The sequence below is a fragment of the Paraburkholderia sp. RHO2 genome (assembly GCF_050955445.1).
Taxonomy (GTDB): Bacteria; Actinomycetota; Actinomycetes; order Mycobacteriales; family Mycobacteriaceae; genus Prescottella; species Prescottella agglutinans_A.
The window spans coordinates 4405691-4427415 of the sequence record NZ_CP162617.1; the positions used below are offsets into that span (position 1 = coordinate 4405691).

At 67.8% G+C, this 21725-nt stretch carries 18 protein-coding genes; 12 read left to right on the plus strand and 6 right to left on the minus strand.

Annotated elements, in window-relative coordinates:
- Nucleotides 1–93: 93 nt before the first annotated feature.
- On the minus strand, nucleotides 94–894 hold the full coding sequence (locus ABTV10_RS20580; protein WP_499029841.1) for a hypothetical protein: 801 nt from the start codon (nucleotides 892–894) through the stop codon (nucleotides 94–96).
- A gap of 352 nt (nucleotides 895–1246) precedes the next feature.
- The gene (locus ABTV10_RS20585; RefSeq protein WP_499029843.1) at nucleotides 1247–1885 is read right to left on the minus strand and encodes a hypothetical protein; all 639 of its coding nucleotides are present in this window, start codon (nucleotides 1883–1885) and stop codon (nucleotides 1247–1249) included.
- 180 nt (nucleotides 1886–2065) lie between these two features.
- Here ABTV10_RS20585 and ramB point away from each other — a divergent pair, with 180 nt between their 5' ends.
- The 7 genes from ramB to uca all read left to right on the plus strand — a co-directional run bounded on the left by ramB (nucleotide 2066) and on the right by uca (nucleotide 12093).
- On the plus strand, nucleotides 2066–3475 hold the full coding sequence (gene ramB, locus ABTV10_RS20590) for an acetate metabolism transcriptional regulator RamB (protein ID WP_433607029.1): 1410 nt from the start codon (nucleotides 2066–2068) through the stop codon (nucleotides 3473–3475).
- Nucleotides 3476–3683: 208 nt separating this feature from the next.
- Nucleotides 3684–4952 (plus strand): urea ABC transporter substrate-binding protein, encoded by a 1269-nt coding sequence (urtA, locus tag ABTV10_RS20595; protein WP_499029845.1) that lies wholly within the window; start codon nucleotides 3684–3686, stop codon nucleotides 4950–4952.
- A 34-nt stretch (nucleotides 4953–4986) separates the two neighbouring features.
- Nucleotides 4987–5871 carry an urea ABC transporter permease subunit UrtB gene (urtB, locus tag ABTV10_RS20600; RefSeq protein ID WP_499029848.1) on the plus strand — a complete coding sequence of 295 codons (885 nt, stop codon included), beginning with the start codon at nucleotides 4987–4989 and terminating at the stop codon, nucleotides 5869–5871.
- Nucleotides 5868–6959, plus strand: coding sequence for an urea ABC transporter permease subunit UrtC (urtC, locus tag ABTV10_RS20605; protein ID WP_499029850.1), 1092 nt, complete (start codon nucleotides 5868–5870; stop codon nucleotides 6957–6959). Before urtB ends, urtC begins: the two co-directional genes overlap by 4 nt.
- On the plus strand, nucleotides 6956–7759 hold the full coding sequence (urtD, locus tag ABTV10_RS20610) for an urea ABC transporter ATP-binding protein UrtD (protein WP_499029852.1): 804 nt from the start codon (nucleotides 6956–6958) through the stop codon (nucleotides 7757–7759). The genes urtC and urtD overlap by 4 nt, the downstream gene beginning before the upstream one ends.
- A gap of 2 nt (nucleotides 7760–7761) precedes the next feature.
- Nucleotides 7762–8454, plus strand: coding sequence for an urea ABC transporter ATP-binding subunit UrtE (urtE, locus tag ABTV10_RS20615; RefSeq protein ID WP_499029854.1), 693 nt, complete (start codon nucleotides 7762–7764; stop codon nucleotides 8452–8454).
- A 39-nt stretch (nucleotides 8455–8493) separates the two neighbouring features.
- Complete coding sequence (gene uca / locus ABTV10_RS20620) at nucleotides 8494–12093, plus strand: urea carboxylase (protein WP_499029857.1); 3600 nt, start codon at nucleotides 8494–8496, stop codon at nucleotides 12091–12093.
- Here the strand turns inward: uca and ABTV10_RS20625 are convergent.
- Both ABTV10_RS20625 and ABTV10_RS20630 read right to left on the minus strand, forming a co-directional pair.
- Complete coding sequence (locus tag ABTV10_RS20625; RefSeq protein ID WP_499029859.1) at nucleotides 12083–13729, minus strand: class I adenylate-forming enzyme family protein; 1647 nt, start codon at nucleotides 13727–13729, stop codon at nucleotides 12083–12085. The genes uca and ABTV10_RS20625 overlap by 11 nt on opposite strands.
- Nucleotides 13730–13861: 132 nt before the next feature.
- Nucleotides 13862–14605 (minus strand): TetR/AcrR family transcriptional regulator, encoded by a 744-nt coding sequence (locus ABTV10_RS20630; RefSeq protein ID WP_499029861.1) that lies wholly within the window; start codon nucleotides 14603–14605, stop codon nucleotides 13862–13864.
- A 151-nt stretch (nucleotides 14606–14756) separates the two neighbouring features.
- Here ABTV10_RS20630 and ABTV10_RS20635 point away from each other — a divergent pair, with 151 nt between their 5' ends.
- From ABTV10_RS20635 to ABTV10_RS20645, 3 genes are all read left to right on the plus strand, one after another.
- Nucleotides 14757–15359 (plus strand): carboxymuconolactone decarboxylase family protein, encoded by a 603-nt coding sequence (locus tag ABTV10_RS20635; protein WP_499029863.1) that lies wholly within the window; start codon nucleotides 14757–14759, stop codon nucleotides 15357–15359.
- Between the two features lie 27 nt (nucleotides 15360–15386).
- A complete protein-coding gene (locus ABTV10_RS20640; protein ID WP_499029865.1) occupies nucleotides 15387–16088 on the plus strand; it encodes a GTP pyrophosphokinase in 702 nt (233 codons plus the stop codon).
- A gap of 366 nt (nucleotides 16089–16454) precedes the next feature.
- Complete coding sequence (locus ABTV10_RS20645; RefSeq protein ID WP_499029868.1) at nucleotides 16455–17741, plus strand: trypsin-like serine peptidase; 1287 nt, start codon at nucleotides 16455–16457, stop codon at nucleotides 17739–17741.
- A gap of 630 nt (nucleotides 17742–18371) precedes the next feature.
- On the opposite strand, the gene ABTV10_RS20650 is transcribed toward ABTV10_RS20645, so the two are convergent.
- Complete coding sequence (locus ABTV10_RS20650) at nucleotides 18372–19229, minus strand: SDR family oxidoreductase (RefSeq protein WP_499029870.1); 858 nt, start codon at nucleotides 19227–19229, stop codon at nucleotides 18372–18374.
- A gap of 118 nt (nucleotides 19230–19347) precedes the next feature.
- Between ABTV10_RS20650 and ABTV10_RS20655 the strand changes: the two genes are divergently transcribed.
- Together ABTV10_RS20655 and ABTV10_RS20660 are read left to right on the plus strand one after the other, a co-directional pair.
- Complete coding sequence (locus ABTV10_RS20655) at nucleotides 19348–19737, plus strand: winged helix-turn-helix transcriptional regulator (protein ID WP_499029873.1); 390 nt, start codon at nucleotides 19348–19350, stop codon at nucleotides 19735–19737.
- A 20-nt stretch (nucleotides 19738–19757) separates the two neighbouring features.
- Nucleotides 19758–20012, plus strand: coding sequence for a hypothetical protein (locus tag ABTV10_RS20660; RefSeq protein WP_499029875.1), 255 nt, complete (start codon nucleotides 19758–19760; stop codon nucleotides 20010–20012).
- Between the two features lie 243 nt (nucleotides 20013–20255).
- On the opposite strand, the gene lpdA is transcribed toward ABTV10_RS20660, so the two are convergent.
- A complete protein-coding gene (gene lpdA, locus ABTV10_RS20665) occupies nucleotides 20256–21656 on the minus strand; it encodes a dihydrolipoyl dehydrogenase (protein ID WP_433607059.1) in 1401 nt (466 codons plus the stop codon).
- Between the last annotated feature and the right edge of the window lie 69 nt (nucleotides 21657–21725).

Below are 21725 nucleotides of genomic sequence, written 5' to 3' on the forward strand. Positions count from 1 at the left end.
CTGTGAGGGCAATCACACAAATTGGACAGCGTTCCGCGCAACGGAACGGACGCGAACACGGGTTACAGACACCTTCGAGTGGCCGTTCGAGAGCTACGCGCGCTGCTGTCGGCCGAGGATCGCGACTCGTGCGAAGCCGTAGCGGGCCTCGAGCGAGGCGGCCGACGACAGGTCGTACGCGCGCGGCCCGAACTCGGCGCATTCGACGACGGCCGAGCCGGTGACGATCGGCGACAGCCGGGTGAGCTCCCACTGGGTGTGGACGATGTCCCCGTAGTCCCGGGTGCTCGCGACACCGACAGGCTCGACGAGGTCCGTCCGCCACGACTGGCAGGCGAGCCAGTCCGGCGTCAGCTGCACCTGCTCGGATCCGGATTCCGACAGCTCCACTCGCCCCACCAATCCCCGTCCACCGCCGTCCGCCGGGGGGATCGAGAATCCCATCCCACCGACACCGTTGACGAGGCTGAGCTCCGCCTGGGGCAGCTCCGGCAGCGCGAAGGGGTTGCGGTCCCCGTCCTCGATCGGGGCGCCCACCAGTAGATCGGACGTGAACGCGCTCTCGTCCTGCTCGCCGGGCAACAGGCACGAGCACGACATCCCGGCGAACAGCCGGCCTTGCGGCACCCCCACCTCGTCGGAGTCCGCAGACAGCGGCTCGACGATCCACACCGCGATGCTCGGACGTTCGGGCACCTCGAACGACTCCGGCAGGAGCGCACGGCTGAAGGGCCGGCTGATGTCGGTCGTGAGGATCAGCCAGCGTGCGGTCACGGATATCGCGTCGAGATCCTTGGGCTCCTCGACGACGGACCCGTCGGCGTCGGCGCCCGCCGTCGCGACGCCGGATCCTGTGGCCGGGTGGTCCGCCGCCGGGGCGGACGGAAAGAGCATGGGAGGCTGGAGCCCGCTCCGCGAGCGACGCGTGAAGATCATCGGGACCTCTGACGAACCTGGTCGAGAGTCGGCCGCAGCCGCGGGCGACCACCGGGACAGGGGACGGACCACGCCCAGTTCAGCGGGCGAGCGTGGACCGGAGACACCCGCCCGTCGGCGAGCGTCCACGTCTGTTCGCTCGAGACGCGCGGGCCCTCACTGCGCGCCCCGAACTGTCTCGACATCAATGCTTTACACATATGAGCATCGACCGTTGCCCAGCTTTTGCCACCGTCAACGAGATGTCAAGACTTGTTCCGAAAACGTCATGTTCGGTCTGGTAGCCCTCGCGGTTCCGCCTTCCAGGAGCTCATTCCCTCGTCACCGCGCGCTGCGCATCGGTGAAACCGTGGACGGGCACCCCCGCATCCGCTCGGCGCTTCCGGCTCACGTAGTCGGAGGTCACGAAGTACGCGGCCTCGACGTATTCGCCCTTCGCGTCGTAGGTGATGGACTTGTCGGCCGCGAACCCCATGTGCCGGCCGACGGACACGGCGTCCATGTTGGCGCCGAGGAACACGTAGTCCCAGCCGTAGACCTGTTCCTGCCGTGCGATCACGTCCTTCACCGCCGGGAGAGTCCAGTCGCGGCTCGCGTTCTCGTGACCGTCGGTGACGACGACGATGATCACGTGCCCGGGCCGTTCGGACTCCGCTCGCGCCGCCAACTCCTCCCCGATCTCCGTCGTGAACCGGCCGATGCCGTCGAGTAGTGCGGTACTCCCCCGCGGACGCAGCTCGAGCGGCGGCACCTCGGCGATGGGCCGGGCGGTGTAGACGCGCTCGTACTCGCGGTCGAACTGCGCCAGCGTGACTTCCGCGGCACCGGGCTGCGCGCGCTGCTCGGCGATGAAGGCGTCGAAACCGCCTTCGGTGTCCGATTTGATCGAATGCATCGAACCCGAGCGGTCCAGCAGCACGGCGATGAGGGTGAGATCCGGATTGGTCATGCGAACTCCAACTGGTGCGTGAAGGACGTTCCGGCCGAACGCCGCCGACCGGTGGCCAGCATCGCAGTATGCGGAAAGGTACCGACAAGTTCGGTTGTATCCGCGGGTCGGGAGCCCGTTGTCAGCCGAGTGCTAACGCAGTCCTTTGCACGGTTAGCAACACGCTCGTACCCTGACGTCATGTCCAAGACCTTCGTCGGCGCCCGGCTGCGACAGCTGCGGACGGAGCGCGGCCTCAGCCAGGCGGCCCTGGCGAAGACGCTGGAGATCTCGGCCAGCTACCTCAACCAGATCGAGCACGACGTCCGCCCGCTGACGGTGCCGGTGCTGCTGCGGATCAGCGAGGTGTTCGGCGTCGACACGACGTTCTTCTCCTCGCAGGACGACACCCGGCTGATCGCCGAGCTGCGCGAGGTCGCGCTCGACAAGGACATGGGCATCGACGCCGACGCGCAGGAGATCGCGGAGATGGTGTCGTCGCATCCGGGTCTGGCGAAGGCGATGGTCAACATGCACCGCCGCTACCGCAACACGTCCGCGCAATTGGCCGCCGCCACCGAGGACCGGTACAGCGACGGCAGCGGCAGCGGGTCGATCACGATGCCGCACGAGGAGGTTCGCGACTACTTCTATCAGCGGCAGAACTACATCCACGATCTCGACACCGCGGCCGAGGAGCTCACCGCGCGGCTGCGCTTCCACCGCGGTGACATCGCGGACGGCATCGCGCGACGGCTGGAGAACCTGCACGACGTCCAGATCGTGCGCCGCATCGATCTGGGCGAGAACGTCCTGCACCGGTACGACCCCGAGACCCGGGTACTGGAGATCTCGCCGGCACTGTCGGGCGGGCAACAGGTGTTCAAGTTCGCCACCGAACTCGCCTACCTCGAGTGCGGGGACCTGTTGCGCAAGCTCGTCGACGAGGGCAACTTCACCTCCGACGAGGCCCGCTCGCTCGCGATGCTCGGCCTCGCCAACTACTTCGCGGCCGCGACGGTGCTGCCCTACGGCCAGTTCCACGAAATCGCCGAGGACTTCCGCTACGACATCGAGCGACTGTCGGCGTTCTACGCGATCAGTTACGAGACGATCTGCCACCGCCTGTCGACGCTGCAGCGTCCGAAGCAGCGCGGGGTGCCGTGGTCGTTCGTCCGCGTGGATCGCGCGGGCAACATGTCGAAGCGCCAGTCCGCCACCGGGTTCCACTTCTCGTCGAGCGGCGGCACGTGCCCACTGTGGAACGTGTACGAGACGTTCGCGTACCCGGGCAAGATCATGACGCAGATCGCGCAGATGCCCGACGGCCGCAACTATCTGTGGGTCGCACGGACCGTGGAGCGCCGCGCTCAGCGCTACGGCCAGCCGGGCAAGACGTTCGCGATCGGCCTCGGTTGCGAACTGCGGCACGCACCGCGCGTCGTGTACGCCGACGGTCTGGACCTCGGCGGCAGCACCGCCACGCCGATCGGCGCCGGCTGCCGCGTGTGCGAGCGGATGAACTGTCCGCAGCGCGCCTTCCCGCCCTTGGGCAAGGATCTCGACATCAACGAGCACCGCAGCTCGGTGTCGCCCTACACGATTCGCTGATCCACCAGCGCCTTCCCCGCTGATCGAGCCTCGTCCGTCGAGGTCGTGTGAGCTCCCGTTCACGTGTGCGTAATGCGCGACACGAACTCGTGACCCACAGACATTCCGGCGCAACAACTTCCGCCTACTGTCTCGGATCACGGATACAGCGTCGTATACGTACCTCGCCGCAGCTCAGCGTCATTCCTCTCGACGGAAAGGCTCGTCCATGCCCACGTTCTCGAAGCGTGCTCTCACCGCCCCGGCTGCACTCGCCGCACTCGGCCTGGTCCTCACCGCCTGCGGCAGCAAGGCGTCGGACACCTCGGCCTCCGGTACGACGTCCGCGACCTCCTGCGTCGACACGTCCGGAGACACCGTCAAGGTCGGCTCGCTCAACTCGCTGTCCGGCACGATGGCGATCAGCGAGGTCACCGTGCGCGACTCGATCGCGCTGGCGGTCGAGGAGATCAACAACGCCGGCGGCGTGCTCGGCAAGAAGATCCAGATCGTCGCCGAGGACGGCGCATCGGAGCCGACCGTCTTCGCGGAGAAGGCCGAGAAGCTCATCAGCAGCGACTGTGTCGCAGCGGTTTTCGGCGGCTGGACGTCGTCGAGCCGCAAGGCGATGCTGCCGGTGTTCGAGGACGCGGGCGCGCTACTGTACTACCCCGTCCAGTACGAGGGCCTCGAGGATTCGCCCAACATCTTCTACACCGGCGCGACCACCAACCAGCAGATCGTCCCGGCGCTCGACTACCTGAAGGAGAAGGGCGTCAAGTCGCTCTACCTGGTGGGCAGCGACTACGTGTTCCCGCAGACGGCGAACCGCATCATCAAGGCGTACGCCGCGGCCAACGGCATCGAGATCAAGGGCGAGGACTACACCCCGCTCGGATCGACCGACTTCTCGACCATCGTCAACAAGGTCCGCACTGCGGACGCCGACGCGGTGTTCAACACCCTCAACGGTGACTCCAACGTCGCGTTCTTCCGCGAGTACTCCAACGTGAGCCTGAAAGCCGCTGACATGCCCGTCGTTTCGGTGTCGATCGCGGAGGAGGAGGTGGGTGGCATCGGCGTGCAGAACGTCGCCGGCCAGCTCACCGCATGGAACTACTACGAGACCGTCGACAACCCGGAGAACAGGAAGTTCGTCGACGCGTACAAGGCGAAGTACGGCGCGGACAAGCCGACGTCGGATCCGATGGAGGCCGCCTACACCTCGGTCTACCTGTGGAAGAACACTGTGGAGAAGGCGAACTCGTTCGCCGTCTCGGACATCCAGGCCGCGGCCGACGGCGTCTCCTTCCAGGCGCCAGAGGGCCTGGTCACGATCGACGGCGACAACCACCACATCACCAAGACCGCCCGCATCGGCGAGATCCGCGGCGACGGACTGATCTACACGATCTGGGAGTCCGACGGCCCGATCCAGCCGGACCCGTACCTCGAGAACTACGACTGGGCGAACGGCCTGTCCGGCTCCGGTAGCTGACCCGAGCCCCTACGACGAGGAAGGGCGGGCACCGATGGATGTGGTTGTCGGGCAGCTGTTCACCGGCCTGAGTATCGGGTCGATCCTGTTGTTGGCGGCACTGGGCCTGTCGCTGACGTTCGGGCAGATGGGTGTGATCAACATGGCCCACGGCGAGTTCATCATGGCCGGTTCGTACACCGCGTACGTGGTGCAGCAGGTCGTGTCGAGTGCCGGCGCGTCACTGCTGATCTCGCTGGTGGTGGGATTCCTGGTGGGCGGCCTGATGGGCGCAGCGCTCGAGTCCACGCTGATCCGCCGGATGTACCACCGGCCACTCGACACCCTGCTGGTGACGTTCGGCGTGGGCCTGGTGCTGCAGCAGTTGGCCCGCGACATCTTCGGTGCCCCCGCCGTCAACGTCGTTGCACCGTCGTGGCTCTCGGGTGGCGTGGAGATCCTCGGCGCCGTCGTGCCGAAGACCCGCATCTTCATCCTGATCCTGGCGATCGCGGCGGTCGCGGTGCTGTCGTTCGCCCTCGCGAGGACGCCGATGGGCCGCCGCATCCGGGCAGTGGTGCAGAACCGAGACCTCGCGGAGACCAGCGGGATCTCCTCGCGGCGGTCCGATGTGATGACGTTCTTCATCGGCTCTGGCCTGGCCGGCGTGGCCGGCGTGGCGCTGACTCTGATCGGGTCCACGAGCCCGACCGTCGGGCAGTCGTATCTGATCGACGCGTTCCTCGTGGTCGTCGTCGGTGGCCTGGGCCGGCTCTCGGGTGCGGTGGTCGCGGCGTTCGCGCTCGGCATCCTCAACTCGTTCATCGAGTACTCGACCACCGCATCGATCGCGAAGGTGATCGTGTTCGTGCTCATCGTCGTTTTCCTGCAGGTCCGCCCGCAGGGGCTGTTCGTCGCGAAGACAAGGAGCCTGGCATGACCGTGCTCAGTCGGTACCGGGCCTGGGCCGGTTTCGCCGTCGCCGCGCTCGTGTTGTTCGGGATCGCCCCGGCCCTGTTGTCAGACTTCCGACTCAATCTCCTGGCGAAGTTCCTGTGCTTCGCGATCGTCGCGGTCGGCATCGGATTGGCTTGGGGCCGTGGAGGGATGCTCACGCTGGGACAGGGTGTGTTCTTCGGCCTCGGCGCCTACATCATGGCGATGCACCTCAAGATCGCCGACGCGGAACTCCGCGGCGACGCGGTGCCGGACTTCATGCAGATCGCCGGGATCCGCGAACTACCCGCCTACTGGACGCCGTTCGCCAACCCGATCACGACCATCGTCGCGATCCTCGTCGTCCCCGCGCTGGTCGCGTTCCTGCTGGGGCTCGGCGTCTTCAAGCGCCGCGTCAAGGGCGCGTACTTCGCGATCCTGTCGCAGGCCCTCGCCGCGGCGTTCGCGATCCTGCTCGTCGGCCAGCAGTCGATCGGCGGTTCCAACGGCCTCAACCGGTTCCGCACGTTCTTCGGGTTCAACCTGTCCGACCCGGCGAACAAGCGGATGCTGTTCTTCATCGCCGCGGCGGTCCTGCTGCTGGTGGTCGCCGCGACCCGGCAGTTGATGAACTCCCGCTACGGCGAACTGCTCGTCGCGGTACGCGACCAGGAGGAGCGGGTCCGGTTCCTCGGCTACGATCCCGCCACCGTCAAGGTCGTCGCGTACACGGTGGCAGCCTTCTTCGCGGGTATCGCCGGTGCGCTGTTCGTCCCGATCGTCGGCATCATCTCCCCCGCCGACGTCGGCATCGTCCCCTCGATCGCGTTCCTCATCGGGGTGGCGATCGGCGGTCGCACGACGCTGCTCGGCCCGGTGCTGGGGGCCATCGGTGTCGCGTGGGCGCAGACGACGCTGTCGGAGAACTTCCCGTCGGCGTGGACGTACGCGCAGGGCCTGCTGTTCATCGTCGTGATCGGCTTCTTCCCGGCCGGCATCGCGGGGCTGGCCAAGCTCTTCGGACGTCGTCGACGCGCCACTCCCCTCGAAAGCGAACCGGAACCCGCCCGCGAAATGGAGGTCGCGCGATGAACGGTGCCCACACGCAACCGACCCTCGGCGGCAACGCCGGCATGTCGAGCGAATACCTCGAGATCCGCGACCTGCGGGTCACGTTCGACGGCTTCACCGCCGTCGACGGCGTCGATCTCACCCTGTTCCAGGGCGATCTGCGTTTCCTCATCGGCCCCAACGGCGCCGGCAAGACCACGCTGGTCGACGCGGTCACGGGCCTGGTCCCCGCCACCGGATCGGTCACCAAGTCCGGCGTGGAACTGTTGGGGCAGAAGGTCCACCGGATCGCCCGGACCGGCGTGGGCCGCACATTCCAGACGGCGTCGGTGTTCGAGGAACTGACGGTCCTGCAGAACCTCGACATCGCGGCCGGCTCCGGCCGGTCCCCGCTGACGATGCTGCGTCGCCGCCGGAGCGTCCTGCCACAGATCGAGGAGGCGCTCGAGACCACCGGGCTCGCGCACCTGCGGGACCGGCCGGCCGGGATCCTGGCGCACGGCCAGAAGCAGTGGCTCGAGATCGGGATGCTGCTGGTGCAGGACGCCGACGTGCTGCTGCTCGACGAACCGGTGGCCGGCATGAGCCACGACGAGCGCGAGGAGACCGGAAACCTGCTGCGGCGCATCGGCGCCGAACGCACCGTCGTGGTCGTCGAGCACGACATGGACTTCATGCGGGCGTTCGCGACGTCGGTGACGGTCCTGGCCCGCGGCAAGGTGATCGCCGACGGCAGCGTCGAGGAGATACAGGCCGACCCGACGGTGCAGCAGGTGTACCTGGGCACCGCCGCCGCCGCAGACGTACTCGAGGAGAACTGACCATGCTGGAACTCGTCGACATCCACACCGGGTACGGCCGCACCGAGATCATCCACGGCGCCTCGGTCGTCGTCCCCGCCGACGGCGTCGCCGCCGTCATGGGACACAACGGCGCCGGCAAGACGACGCTGCTGCGTGCGGCCGTCGGGCTGGCGAAGACGACGTCGGGCAGCGTCCTGCTCGACGGGGAGGACGTCACCCGGCTGCGGCCCAGCGCCCGCGTGGCCCGGGGGCTCGCGTACGTACCGCAGGGCCAGCAGTCCTTCGGGCAGCTCACGTGCCTCGAGAACCTGCAGGTGGTCGCGGACGGGCGCCGCCGCGGCAAGACCCTCATCGACGAGCAACTCGCTCTGTTCCCGGCCCTCGGGTCACTGCTCGACCGCCGCGCGGGTCTGCTGTCCGGCGGCCAGCGCCAGCAGCTGGCGATCGCGCGAGCGCTGATCACCGAGCCCCGGGTGCTCGTGCTCGACGAACCGACGGAGGGCATCCAACCGTCCGTCGTGGCCGAGATCGAGTCCGCGATCGTGAAACTCACCCGACGCGGCAATCTCGGGGTGCTCCTGGTGGAGCAGCACATCGGTTTCGCGCTCCAGTCCGCGCAGCGCTACTACGTCCTCGAGTCGGGCCGGATCACCTCCACCGGGTCCGGTGGCGCCGACGCCGAGTCCGTCGTGCGGACCGCCCTCACCATCTGACCGGCCGTCCGACACACCCTCCCACCGAAGGAGACCTCCGTGTCCCCCGCTTTCGACACTGGTTTCGACACCCTCCTCGTCGCCAATCGCGGCGAGATCGCCTGCCGCATCATGCGGTCGGCCCGCGCGCTCGGCCTCAAGGCGGTCGCGGTGTACTCGGACGCCGACGCGTCGGCCATGCACGTCGAGATGGCCGACGCCGCCGTCCGACTGGGTCCCGCACCCGCGGCCGAGTCGTACCTGTGCGCCGAGAAGGTCGTCGAGGCCGCCCTCACGACCGGCGCGGGTGCGATCCACCCGGGATACGGATTCCTCTCCGAGAACGCCGAATTCGCGGCCGCTACCGAGCGGGCCGGGATCGCGTTCGTCGGCCCCACCGCGGAACAGTTGCGGGTGTTCGGCAACAAGCACACCGCACGTGAGGCCGCGCGGGCGGTGGGGGTGCCGCTCGTCCCCGGCAGCGGCCTGCTGGCCTCCGTCGAGGCGGCGGCGGCCGAGGCCGAGCGCATCGGCTACCCGGTGATGCTCAAGGCGGTCGGCGGGGGCGGCGGCATCGGCATGCAGGCGTGCTTCACCCCGGCCGCGTTGCGCGGCGCGTACGAGACCGTGCAGCGACTGGCGGCAGCCAACTTCTCCTCGTCCGGGGTGTTCCTGGAGCGCTTCGTCGCCCGCGCCCGCCACATCGAAGTGCAGGTGTTCGGCGACGGGACCGGCCGCACGGTCAGTCTCGGCACCCGCGACTGTTCGCTACAGCGGCGTAACCAGAAGGTGGTCGAGGAGGCGCCGGCGTCCGGCCTCCCCGACGCGGTGGTCGAGCAGTTGCTGAGCGCCTCGAGGAGGCTGGCGTCGTCGGTGGACTACCGGTCGGCGGGCACGGTCGAGTTCGTGTACGACGTGGACCGTGCGGAGGCGTCGTTCCTTGAGATGAACACCCGCCTGCAGGTGGAGCATCCGGTGACCGAGGAGGTGACGGGCGTCGACCTGGTGGCGTGGATGCTGCGCCTGGCGGGCGGGGACGCGTCGATGCTCGACGGCCTGGCCGACACCGGTCCCGCGATCACCGGGCACGCCGTCGAGGCCCGCGTGTACGCGGAGGATCCGGGCCGCGACTACCGGCCGAGCGCCGGCACCCTCACCGCCGTGCAGTTCCCGCCGGACGCCCGGGTGGAGACGTGGGTGGACACCGGCACCGAGGTCAGTGCCCACTACGACCCGATGCTCGCGAAGATCGTCACGCGCGGCGCCACCCGGGCGGAGGCCCTGGCGCGGCTGGGCGAGGCGCTCACCGGGACCCGTCTCTACGGGGTGCAGACCAATCTTCCTCAGCTCCGGCACATCTGCGCGCAGCCGATCGCCGAGCACACGACGGGGTCGCTCGCCGACATTCCGGCCACCGGGCCGCAGATCGACGTGCTGCGCGCCGGCACGATGACGACGGTGCAGGATCTGCCGGGCCGGATCGGGCTGTGGGAGGTCGGCATTCCGCCGTCCGGACCGATGGACGACCTGTCGTTCCGGCTGGCCAACACCGCGGTCGGCAATCCCGTCGAGGCGCCGGGCCTCGAGTGCACGCTGCAGGGTCCGCGGCTGGAGTTCTCGTCGCCCGCGGTCGTGTGCGTGACGGGCGCCGCCGTCCCGGTCACCGTCGACGGTCTCGCCGCCCCGATGTGGGAGCCGATCGAGGTGGCCGCGGGCGCGGTCCTCGACATCGGCTCCCCCGCCGACGCCGGCCTGCGCACGTATCTGGCGGTGCGCGGCGGCCTGGACGTTCCGCTGTTCCATGGCAGCGCTTCGACGTTCACGCTCGGCGGGTTCGGCGGCGTCACCGGCCGGGCCGTCGCGACCGGTGACGTGCTCGGGATAGCGCCGGAGACCGAGGCGCTGGGCGATCCCGCGCCGGTCCCCGTCGACGCCCGCCCGGAGTTCACCCACACGTGGCATCTCGCGGTCGCGGAGGGGCCGCAACCGGCGCCCTCGTACTTCACCGACGCCGACATGGCGCAGTTCTACGAGACCACCTGGATCACGGCGAGCCACGCCAACCGCACCGGTATCCGACTCGACGGACCCAAGCCGGCCTGGTCCCGTCCCGACGGCGGGGAGGCCGGACTGCACCCGTCGAACCTGCACGACAACCCGTACAGCGTGGGCGCGCTGAACGTCTCGGGCGACACCCCGATCCTGCTCGGTCCGGACGGGCCGAGCCTGGGCGGATTCGCGTGCGCGCTGACGGTGGTGAGCGCGCACCGTTGGAAGATGGGGCAGATCCGCCCCGGCGACGCGGTCCGCTTCGTTCCCGTGCCGGACGCCGACGCCGACGCGCTGCGGCGATCCGACATCGACCGCGCGAAGGACGTTCCGGCGGTGCGGGTCTCACGCGGAGACGGCGGCGTGCTGGGCCGTGTCCCGGCCGGCGACGATCGACCGGCGGTGGCCTACCTACGCGGCGGCGACGACAACATCCTCGTCGAGTACGGGCCGATGGCGCTCGATCTGGGCCTGCGGATGCGGGTGCACGCGCTGTCGGAGGCGTTGGCGCAGCTGAAGGTGTCGGGCCTGGTGGACATCACCCCCGGCGTGCGGTCGCTGCACCTGCACTTCGATCCGGATGTCCTGCCCCAGCGGCGCCTGCTCGGACTGCTGCTGGAACTCGAGGAGGACCTGCCCGCGACGCACGATCTCGTCGTTCCGAGCCGGACCGTCCGACTGCCGCTGTCGTTCGACGACCCGTCGATCTCCGACGCCCTGGACCGCTATCGCAGCGGTGTCCGGGACACCGCGCCGTGGCTACCGTCGAACATCGAGTTCGTCCGCCGCGTCAACGGACTGGGCAGCATCGACGACGTCCGCGACACGGTGTTCGACGCCGAGTACCTCGTCCTGGGTCTGGGCGACGTGTATCTCGGCGCCCCGCTGGCGGTTCCGCTCGATCCACGACACCGACTGGTCACCACGAAGTACAACCCGGCGCGCACGTGGACGCCGTCCGACGCGGTGGGGATCGGCGGCAAGTACCTGTGCGTGTACGGAATGGAGTCGCCCGGGGGCTACCAGTTGATCGGGCGCACGGTGCCGATCTGGTCGGGCTACCGACAGCGACCGCCGTTCGAGGCGGGCAAGCCGTGGCTGCTCCGGTTCTTCGACCGAATCGTGTGGGAACCGGTGACTGCCGAGCAACTCCAGGAAGCGCGGGCGCAGTCCCGTGCCGGCCGGTTCGACGTCGACATCAGCGCGGGGACGTTCGCGCTCGCCGACCACCTGCGGTTCCTCGCCGACAACGCCGCCTCGATCGCGGCGTTCGAGGAACGGCAGACCGCCGCGTTCGAGGCGGAGAAGCGGGCGTGGCACGCGGCCGGCGAATTCGACCGAGCCGAGGCCGAGCCGGAACCGGAGTTCGCCCCCGAGTCCCTGGACGTCCCGCCGGGTGCGGTGGTGATCGAGGCCCCGATGGTCGGCAACGTGTGGCGGGTGGAACTGGAACCCGGACAGCGGGTCTCGGCCGGCGACCCGGCGGTGATCCTGGAGGCGATGAAGCTGGAGATGCCGGTCCCGTGTCCCGAGTCGGGGACGGTGCTCCGGGTCCTCGCGGAGCCGGGCGCCAAGGTCGCGCCCGGAACTCCGCTGGCCGTCATCGGCTGAGGCGCTCCTCGGCGAGCACCTTGACCGACCCCTTGGCGACCTTGCCGCCGGGCGCCAAGGGGAGTTCGTCGACAGTGACGACGTGCTCGGGGATGTACTCGCGGGTGACGCCCTGCCCGGCGAGCCACGTGGAGAGTTCGCCGGCGGCCAGTTCGGTGCCGTCGGACGTCACTACGACCGCACACACCTTCTCGCCGAACAGCTCGTCGCGGACGCCGACGACCGCCACCATGGCGACGGCCGGATGGGCGCGCACGAACTCCTCGACCTCGACGGCCGAGATGTTCTTGCCGCCGCGAATGATGATGTCCGCCTTACGCCCCACGACGCGGACCCGTCCGGCGGCGTCGATCTCGACGATGTCGCCCAGCAGCATCCAGCCGTCGTCGGTGTACAACTCGGCGTTCGCGCTCTCGTCGTCCCAGTAGCCGTGACACATGAGCGGCCCGTTGACACCCGGCTGACCGCGGCGCTCGTCGCCGACAACCTCGACGCCGGCGTCGTCGAACACCCGCACACGCATGTCCCCGAGAAGGTGGCCACACGTCTGCAGCCGGGTGTCGGGGTCGTCGTCGACGGTGGTGACGCTCACCGCGCCGGTCTCGTTGGAACCGTAGAACTGCAGCACGGCGGCGCCGGTGCGCCGCTCGAACTCGAGGGCCTCCGAGTACGGCACGGCCTCGCCACCGGTGAACATCGCACGCAGGGTGGTCAGGTCGGCGGTGCGGGCGCGCTCGGACCGCAGCAGCATCTTGAACTGTGTGCTCACGCAGTGCAGTACGGTCACCCGCTCGCGCTCGAGCAGGTCGATCATGGTGTCGGCGCTGAACCGTTCGAGCACCACGGTGGGGGCACCGAGGAACGCGGGCAGAAAGTGCGCGGTCCACAGCCCGAAGCCGAACGGGGCCGGCACCGCGCCGAGGAAGACGTCGTCGCCGGTGATGCGTCCGGCGCGGACGGCCACCGCGGAGAACGCGATCCACCGGTGCTCGGTCTGGGTCACGAGCTTGGGCAGGCCGGTGGTGCCCGACGTGGAATTGAGCATCGACACGTCGTCGATGCCGAAGCGCGGACTCGTGGCGTCGAACCGGCGCTCGGCGACGGGCACCGGCCGGCCGTCGGCGTCCTCGACGGTCACCGAGCCCCGGTCGTCGACGTAGAGCACGTACCGGGGTCCGCCGCCACCGGCGCGCAGCTCCGCGACCTCCGCGGCGGTGTCCTCGCCTCGGAGGTTGCGCGTGGTGATCAGCGTGCGGGCACCGGCGCGGTTCATCAGATGCGCCACTTCCCGTACGCCCGAGCGGGATCCGATGCCGACGGCGATGCGGCCCGTGCGGTACGCGCCGCACAGCGCGGCGTGGAAGATCATCGTGTCCGGCAGGTACAGCGCGACGGCGCCGGGCTCGCTCTCGCCCAGCGCGTCCAGTGCGGACGCGATCCGGTCGGCGGCAGCGTCGTACTCGGCCCACGAGACCCGCGCGTCGGGGGTGACGAACGCGGTCCGGTCCGGCGCGGTGAGTGCCCAGTGCCGCACCATCTCGCTGACGCTCAGGTCGGTGAACTTCTCGGGTGCGGTGGCGAAGTCGCCCACAGCGATGTCCAGTGCCCCCGCCGCGGCGTTGCTCCCGCTCCCCACAACCGACTCCTGTCCCGCACCGTCCGACTCGTGGGCGATCAAGCAATTGCTTGATCGACGATGCCGGGCCAGAGTATGCCCCCGGTCACACGCCCGGTCAACGCGGTGGCCGGGGACCGCCGGACGCGCCGATCAGCCGCCGCCCCCGCGGAGCGCCCGCAGTTCGCGGATCGCCTCCTCGAGTGCGCGGACGTCGCGGCGCAACTCGCCGATCTCCGAAACGTCGACGGCATCAAGCCCCTCGTCGACCGAGTCCGCTCCGGACGGCGCCGCCGCCGGGATCGGCGCCGACGCCCCCCGCGGGCCCGTCGCACAGCCGTCGAGGAACACGGCGATCAGGTCGTGACGCAGGCGTTCCGCGTCGGCGGCGAGCGTCGCACGGTTGAAGCGCACGGTGGACCACACCGACTCGCGGAGCATGCGATGGAACTGCCGAGGATCGAGGTCATCGCGGAACTCGCCCGAGGCGATGCCGGCGTCGATCGCGTCGGCCCAGTAGTCGTTGGCGCGGCGCACCGCCTTCTCGATCCGCCCGTCCCCGAACTGAGCCCCGAGCGCACTCTCGTTCTGATAGATCTCGGTCGCGAAGGGGTGGTCGACGGCCGCGTCGAACGCGACCGCGACCATGCGGTCGAGGCGTTCGCGGCCGGATTCCCCCGGAACCCGCGAGGTCTCGTAGCGCTCGTTGAGGTCGTCGACGTACGCGATCACGATCTCGAAGACGATCGCGTCCTTGGACCCGAAATAGTGATAGAGGCTGCCGGAGAGGATGCCGACCTCGTCGGCGATGTCCCGCACGGTGGTCCCCGCGACGCCCTTTTCGCTGAACAGCTTGGCGGCGTGGAACAGAATCTCTTCTCGCCGGGTCGATGCCACCTCGGGAACTCCCCTGCTCGTGCCTACCCGAAACCAATCTAACGATTGCTAGAGGTCGGTATGCTACACGGACCCTCGCTTTCCCCGACAGATCCGACCGGCGATGTTAGCGTCCCTCCTACCGCTCGGTAGCCGAGGGTGGGCAGTCTCGATGACCGGAACGAACGGATGGGTGGAGTCCGAGGTGACCGCATACGACGCGAAGACGGGCAACGGCACCGAGCCACGGATCGCCCCCGGACGGTTCCGGGAGCTCGGCCTGGTCAACTGGGCCACGTGGCGAGTCCTGTCGATCGGGTCCCGCACGAGGGACGCCCAGCTGTTCAGCACCCTGGGCCGCACCGGCGGCCTGTTCCGCGGCTGGCTGCACTACGCCGGTGTGCTGATGCTGCTGCCGGGCACCAAGCTGTCCCGCTTCGAGATCGAACTGGTCGTGCTGCGCGTCGCGCACCTGCGCGAGTGCCGGTACGAGATGGAACACCACGTCCGGCTCGGCCGGCGCGCCGGCGTGACCGCGCAGATCCTCGACCGCGTGCTGACCGGACCCGACCACCCCGACTGGAGCCCGCGGCACCGCGCGATGATGGCGGCAACGGACCAGCTGGTCACGACCGACGACATCGACGATGTGACGTGGTCGACACTCGCGGCGCACCTCGACGATCGACGCCTGGTCGAGTTCTGTCTGCTGGTCACGCAGTACGACGGTTTGGCCACCACGATCGGGACCCTGAGAATCCGGTCCGACTTCTGATCAGGAAGCGATGGCACACTGGAGGCCGTGGATCCTGAGCAACTTCGAACCGACTTCTCCCGTTTCATGATGTCGTACCGGTTCGGAATCACTCAGCTGCTGACGAAGGTGAACATCCTCAAGGACGAGTTCACGCACATCAATCTCTACAGCCCCATCGAGCACGTGGCCTCCCGACTGAAGTCGCCGGAGAGCATCCTCCGCAAGGCCCACCGCATCGGCTGCCCGCTCACGCTCGACGACGTCAGCGAGCAGATCCTCGACATCGCCGGGGTGCGGATCACGTGCAGCTTCATCTCCGACACCTACCGCATCGCCGAGATGATCACGAGCCAGCCGGACATCGAGGTCCGCGAGGTCGAGGACTACATCGCGAACCCGAAGCCGAACGGCTACAAGAGCCTGCACCTGATCGTCGAGGTGCCCGTGTACCTGAGCGACCGCGTGCAGCGCGTGCCGATCGAACTCCAGATCCGCACCATCGCAATGGATTTCTGGGCCAGCCTCGAGCACAAGATCTACTACAAGTTCAACCGGGAGGTGCCGGCCGAGCTGCTGGCCGAACTCACCGAGGCCGCGGAGACCGCGCACCGGCTGGACGTGAAGATGGAGCGGCTCAACGACGAGTTCGCGAAGATCAAGGCGCGACCGGGCACGGCCGACGACGCCGCCGAGGTGACCCTCCCGCCGCAACTGCTCGACGCGTTGCGGATGCGGCTGCCGGAGTAGGGCATCCGCACGACACGACAGGCGCGGATCGCGGAACGGCGGCGTTGACGCAGCGCGACGGGGCATGCCGTCGGCGACCTTCACCCAGTTGGCCAGGCAGGCTTCGCTGATCCCGAAACCCGCGGCAATCTGCTTCAGCTGCTGGACCGGCTCACAGCCTCGTGCCACACGGACGACGTTGTCACGGAATTCCTTGGGATACGGCGTCGCCAAGGGGAACTTCCCTCCTCCAGTGGGCCTTGCAGAACCACAGGTCAAATGTCACCCATCGGCAGCCGTCCCTCCCTCACACTCCTTCACCATGGTCACGCACGTTCAGGATTGCGAACCATCGCACCCCCGCAACCGGTCCAACATTCGGAAGGGATGGCGGAACAAGCATTCGGAAGGGAATGCCATTCAGCTTCAGCGGGACGAGAAACCAAGACGGACTGTGTGCATTCGAAAATTGAGACAAGTCGGTCATCAACTGGTACGTTGCGACCGTCCAAATCCGAAACAGGGGGTTTTCAGATGTTCAGAACAAAAATAACGACGCTCATATCGGGACTGGTGATCGCTTCCGTTGCCGTGACACTCGGTCCGTCGACCGTCAACGCCCAGAGCCCGGCAGCGAACAGCGTCCCCGATGGCATCGTTTCAGGCCTGCCGCAGATCTTCATCCCCGAGGACGCGGCTGCTCAAATGTCTGATCTCGATGTCCCGGTAGGGACGCAGGTAGATGCAACTGGCGTGAGCACAGCACTGGACGAGTACTGGACACCGGAGCGTATGGCAAATGCAATTCCGATGGATACACCGACCATCGACATTTCTACACAACCAGCCACTGCAGCCCCCCAACCCAGGCGGTCCGCCTTGGACGGCCTCGCGGAGACCGCCGCGTCGAATCCGGTAAACCTATTAGGGCAGGTAGCTGATGTAGAACCAAGCCCTGCTCCTTTGTCCATCACTTCGGTGGCGCGAGCTAACGGCAAGATCTTTTTCACTGATCCAGACACCGGGCTGAACGGGTCATGCAGTGGGACGGCGGTAAACAGTCCGTCGAAGAATTTGGTTGCCACCGCTGCGCACTGCGTGCACGGCGGGCAAGGGAAGAGCTTCTATCAGAACTGGGTATTTGTTCCGGGCTATTTGCAGGGCATCGGTCTCGACCAATTCCAGGCCAAGAAGTTTTACATACTCGACGGCTGGGAAACGAGCGCTAATACCTCCACCGCCAACGCCGCCCTGGCCGATATGGACATCGCTTTTGTTGCAACCAATAACCTTCCAGTCAGCGGCAAGAGGCTCGTTGACCGCGTAGGTGGGCAAGGCCTGCGCACATCCGGCCCCCTTGCGTTCTCAGCGACCATCTTCGGCTATCCGAGCAACTTGGACGGCGGTGCAGTGCAGAAGAGGTGCTCGGTGAACACCACGGAATCGACAATAGAAGGCTACACATTGGCTACGGGTGATTGTCCGTGGGGTCCCGGCGCCTCAGGAGGTCCATGGCTAGCAGACATGAATGCCACAAGTGGTTATGGATACATCCGAACTGTCACCTCAGTCTCCGCCCACAGTGACGACGATCCGACTCATAAATACATCATTGGCGCCAGCCTCGATAGCCGCGCTTTGTCTTTGTATCAGACCGCAAACAGTGGACTTTAACCGCGAGGACAACGAGGCGAATGCAGAATGCGCGAACCGGGGTTCAGCTTGGAGCCAATCGTTAGCGGCCATTTCGCTTTCCCTCCTCCGGGGATAATCGGCTCCTTGTGGCCCATTTTCCTCCAGTGGTTCCGCACCGACGACGCGACCGGGGACGCGGACACCGTGCTGGTTACGGTGGCCGCGGCCCCCGCGAGAACTGACACGGGGCGTCCCTTCGGAAGACGCGGGCCAGCGGCATGCACGGACCGGGATACGAGTGATGCTCAGACACCGCGCGGCACCTCAGCCACCGCCGCAGACTTCGTGGCTACTACGTCGCGACTCTCGATCCCGGCCAGCCACAACCGATCTAGCTAAGCATGAGCTAGATCCACTGAATCTCGTCGCAGAAGTCGACGACGAACAGCCGGCCCCCGCTCCCCCGGATCCGCGAGCTGAATGCGCCGGCGGGTCACCGAGGCCCTGCCGGCTCTCGTGGTTGTCATGGTCACTGCTCTTCCGACACCGCCGGATACCATTGCCGCGGTTAGACGTTGAACCGCATACAGTGATGGTTCTGGCCCATGCCGAGAAGGGCGATCTGCCCGACGAAGGCGAGGTCGGCATGCACTGACCGCCTCCACGCCGTCAGAGCGCGGCGCGCAGCACCGTCTCGACCGGGGTGGACGGGCGTCCGATGAGCCGCTGCAGATCCCCGCTGGTGACGTCGAGGACACCGGTCGCGACGCCGGCGTCGGCATCGGCGAGGACCGCGGCGACCGGGGCGGGCAGACCGACGGACTCGAGCACGCCCTGGTACTCCGCGACGGGCAGATCCCGATACTCGACCGTCTTGCCGGTGACCTTCGAGATAGCCTGGGCGAGTTCGGGATACGTCAGGTGCTCGTCGCCGCCCAGTTCGTACACCCTGCCGGCCTGGTCCTCGGCGGAGGTGAGGACCGCGGCGGCCGCCTCCGCGTAGTCGGCGCGCGCCGCGCCCGCGACCCTGCCTTCGCCGGCGCTGCCGACGAGGACGCCGCGCTCGGCGGTGCCGGCCAGGTCGCCCGTGTAGTTTTCCCAGTACCAGCCGTTGCGGAGCAGCGCGTGGTCGATGCCGGACTCGGCGAGCAGACGCTCGGTGACCTGATGCTCCTGCGCCAGCTGGAGCGTGTTGTTCGGCGCGTCCGGGATGGACGTGTACGCGACGAACCCGACGCCCGCGGACTTCGCCGCCTCGATGATGTTGGCGTGCTGCGGCACGCGGCCGCCCACCTCGCTGCCCGAGATAAGCAGCAGCTTGTCCACGCCCGCGAGCGCGGTCTCGAGCGCGGCGCGGTCGGCGTAGTCGGCGGTGCGGACCTGGACACCCCGCTCCGCAAGGTCGGCGGCCTTCTCGGGGTTGCGGACGACGGCGACGACGTCGGATGCGGGGACGCCGCGGCGCACCAGGGCGTCGACGGCCAGACGGCCGAGGTGGCCGGCGGCGCCGGTGACTGCGATGGTCATGAGTACTCCCAAGGTTGAACCTTCAATACTTCGTTCACCCTCCATGATGCACTTATTTTTCGTAAGTGCAAGCGTTCGAGTCAGCACTGATCGTTCAGTCGGTAGTAACCTCGAGTGCGTGAGCAGCCCGGACCGGCACTTCGACGACCCGACCCTCGAGGCCGACGTCTTCGCACGCGACTGCCATTCGCGGGGCGCGCTGCTCAACATCACCGGGCGGTGGGGCACGCTCGCGCTGGCGGCTCTCGCGGAGGGCCCGTACCGGTTCGGTGCGCTGCGCCGCCGCGTGGATGGGGTGAGCGAACGCATGCTGGCGCAGACGCTGCAGCAACTCGAGCGGGACGGCCTGGTGCATCGCGAGGTCCGCGAGACCATCCCGCCGAACGTCGAGTACAGCCTCACGCCGATCGGCGAGGAGATCGCCGAGCGCCTCACCGGGCTGATCGATCTGCTCGAATCGCGCATGCCGGACATCACCGCGGCCCAGAATCGGTACGACGCGCGCTGATCGAGACGACTGAGGTGGCCATGCCGAGCCTGAACAGTCGGGCCATGCCGCTGGCGATCGCACTGTTGGGCCGACGGCGACCGAGCGCCGACGACATCCGGGAGATCACGCGTCATCACTGGAAGCTGGTGGGGCAGTTGGCATCCGCGGGCGCGTCGGTGACAGTGCCGATCTATCCGGTGGCGCCCCGCGGGATCCGTGGCTGCACCTGGGCGGCCTCGCAGTCGCGGCGGACGCCTACCGCGGTGAGCTGGATCGGGAGCATCCGTGGGTGAGCCCGCTGAACGGTAACCTCACCGGCCTCGGGCCCGATCACCCTGTTCGCCGGCACCCGCGACATCCTCAACGTCGACGCCCACCGCCTCCGCCCCCTCGCGCCGACGCCGGAGTGGCGCTCGACTTCCACGAGGAGTCGGACATGATCCACGTCTACCCGCTGCTCCCGATCCCGGAAGGCAAGAAAGCCCGCACAAACCTGTGCGGGCTTCTCGCGAACTAGCGCTTCGGGCGGCGAACCGTCAGAAGTTGATCATGTGACCGGCGAGGCCGTGGATGGCCTCCTGCAGCGCCTCGCTGAGCGTCGGGTGCGTGTGGACGTTTCGCGCGAGCTCGTTGACGGTGAGGTCCCACTTCTGGGCCAGAGTCAGCTCGGGCAGCAGCTCGGAGACGTCGGGGCCGATGAGGTGGCCGCCGAGCAGCTCACCGTACTTCTTGTCGGCGATCAGCTTGACGAAGCCGTTCGGGTCGTTCAGGCCGTGGGCCTTGCCGTTCGCGGTGAACGGGAAGGTGGCGACCTTCACGTCGTAGCCCTCGGCCTTGGCCTGCGCCTCGGTGAGACCGAAGCTCGCGACCTGCGGCTGGCAGAACGTGGCGCGCGGCATCATCCGGTAGTCGCCCAGCTCCATGGTCTCGGCGCCACCGATGGTCTCGGCGGCGACGACGCCCTGCGCCTCGGCGACGTGCGCGAGCTGCAGCTTGGCGGTGACGTCACCGATGGCGTAGATGCCGGGGACGTTGGTGCGCATGCGCTCGTCGATCGCGATGGCGCCACGGTCGAGCTCGACACCGGTGTTCTCCAGGCCGTAGCCCTGGACGCGCGGCGCGAAGCCGACGGACTGCAGAACCTTGTCGACGGTGACCGTCTCGATCTCGCCGGACTTGTTGTCCTTGATGGTGACGGTGACGTCGGAGCCGTTGTCGACGATCGACTGGACCGCGGCACCGGTCTTGATCTTGACGCCGAGTTTCTTGTAGTGCTTGGCGATCTCCTTGGAGACGTCCTCGTCCTCGTTGGGGAGGGCGCGGTCCAGGAACTCGACGATGGTGACGTCGACACCGTAGTTGGAGAGGACGTAGCCGAACTCCATGCCGATGGCGCCGGCGCCGACGATGACGATCGAGCCCGGCAGGTCGCGGGTGAGGATCTGCTCCTCGTAGGTGACGACGTTCGGGCTGAGCGAGGTACCCGGCAGCAGCTTGGTCACCGAACCGGTCGCGATGATGACGTTGTCGAAGGTCACCGTGTCGGTCCCACCGGAGGTGAGGGCGACCGAGATGGTCTTGGCATCGACGAACGTGCCCCGACCGTCGTACTCGGTGATCTTGTTCTTCTTCATGAGGAAGTGCACGCCCTTGACGCGGCCGTCCGCGACCTTGCGGCTGCGGTCGAACGCTGCGCCGAAGTCGAAGGACACGTCTCCCGACATGCCGAACGCCTTGGCTTCCTTGTGGAAGATGTGCGCGAGTTCGGCATTGCGGAGAAGCGCCTTCGAGGGGATGCAGCCCACGTTCAGGCAGACACCGCCCCAGTACTTCTCTTCGATGATGGCGGTCTTGAGGCCCAGCTGTGCCGCGCGGATAGCAGCGACGTACCCACCGGGACCGGCTCCGAGGACAACGACGTCATAGTGTGAGGTCACGAGCGCCTAGCCTAGTCCCGCCGCGATTTCGTGTCCCGGGTTGGTCCCTACTCGAAAGTAAGGTCAAGG

Coding starts and splice junctions, on each gene's coding strand:
- ABTV10_RS20580 (WP_499029841.1), bottom strand. CDS start 894: ATGCTCTTTCCGTCCGCCCCGGCGGCGGACCACCCGGCCACAGGATCC.
- ABTV10_RS20585 (WP_499029843.1), bottom strand. CDS start 1,885: ATGACCAATCCGGATCTCACCCTCATCGCCGTGCTGCTGGACCGCTCG.
- ramB (WP_433607029.1), top strand. CDS start 2,066: ATGTCCAAGACCTTCGTCGGCGCCCGGCTGCGACAGCTGCGGACGGAG.
- urtA (WP_499029845.1), top strand. CDS start 3,684: ATGCCCACGTTCTCGAAGCGTGCTCTCACCGCCCCGGCTGCACTCGCC.
- urtB (WP_499029848.1), top strand. CDS start 4,987: ATGGATGTGGTTGTCGGGCAGCTGTTCACCGGCCTGAGTATCGGGTCG.
- urtC (WP_499029850.1), top strand. CDS start 5,868: ATGACCGTGCTCAGTCGGTACCGGGCCTGGGCCGGTTTCGCCGTCGCC.
- urtD (WP_499029852.1), top strand. CDS start 6,956: ATGAACGGTGCCCACACGCAACCGACCCTCGGCGGCAACGCCGGCATG.
- urtE (WP_499029854.1), top strand. CDS start 7,762: ATGCTGGAACTCGTCGACATCCACACCGGGTACGGCCGCACCGAGATC.
- ABTV10_RS20635 (WP_499029863.1), top strand. CDS start 14,757: ATGACCGGAACGAACGGATGGGTGGAGTCCGAGGTGACCGCATACGAC.
- ABTV10_RS20645 (WP_499029868.1), top strand. CDS start 16,455: ATGGCGGAACAAGCATTCGGAAGGGAATGCCATTCAGCTTCAGCGGGA.
- ABTV10_RS20650 (WP_499029870.1), bottom strand. CDS start 19,229: ATGACCATCGCAGTCACCGGCGCCGCCGGCCACCTCGGCCGTCTGGCC.
- ABTV10_RS20660 (WP_499029875.1), top strand. CDS start 19,758: ATGCCGAGCCTGAACAGTCGGGCCATGCCGCTGGCGATCGCACTGTTG.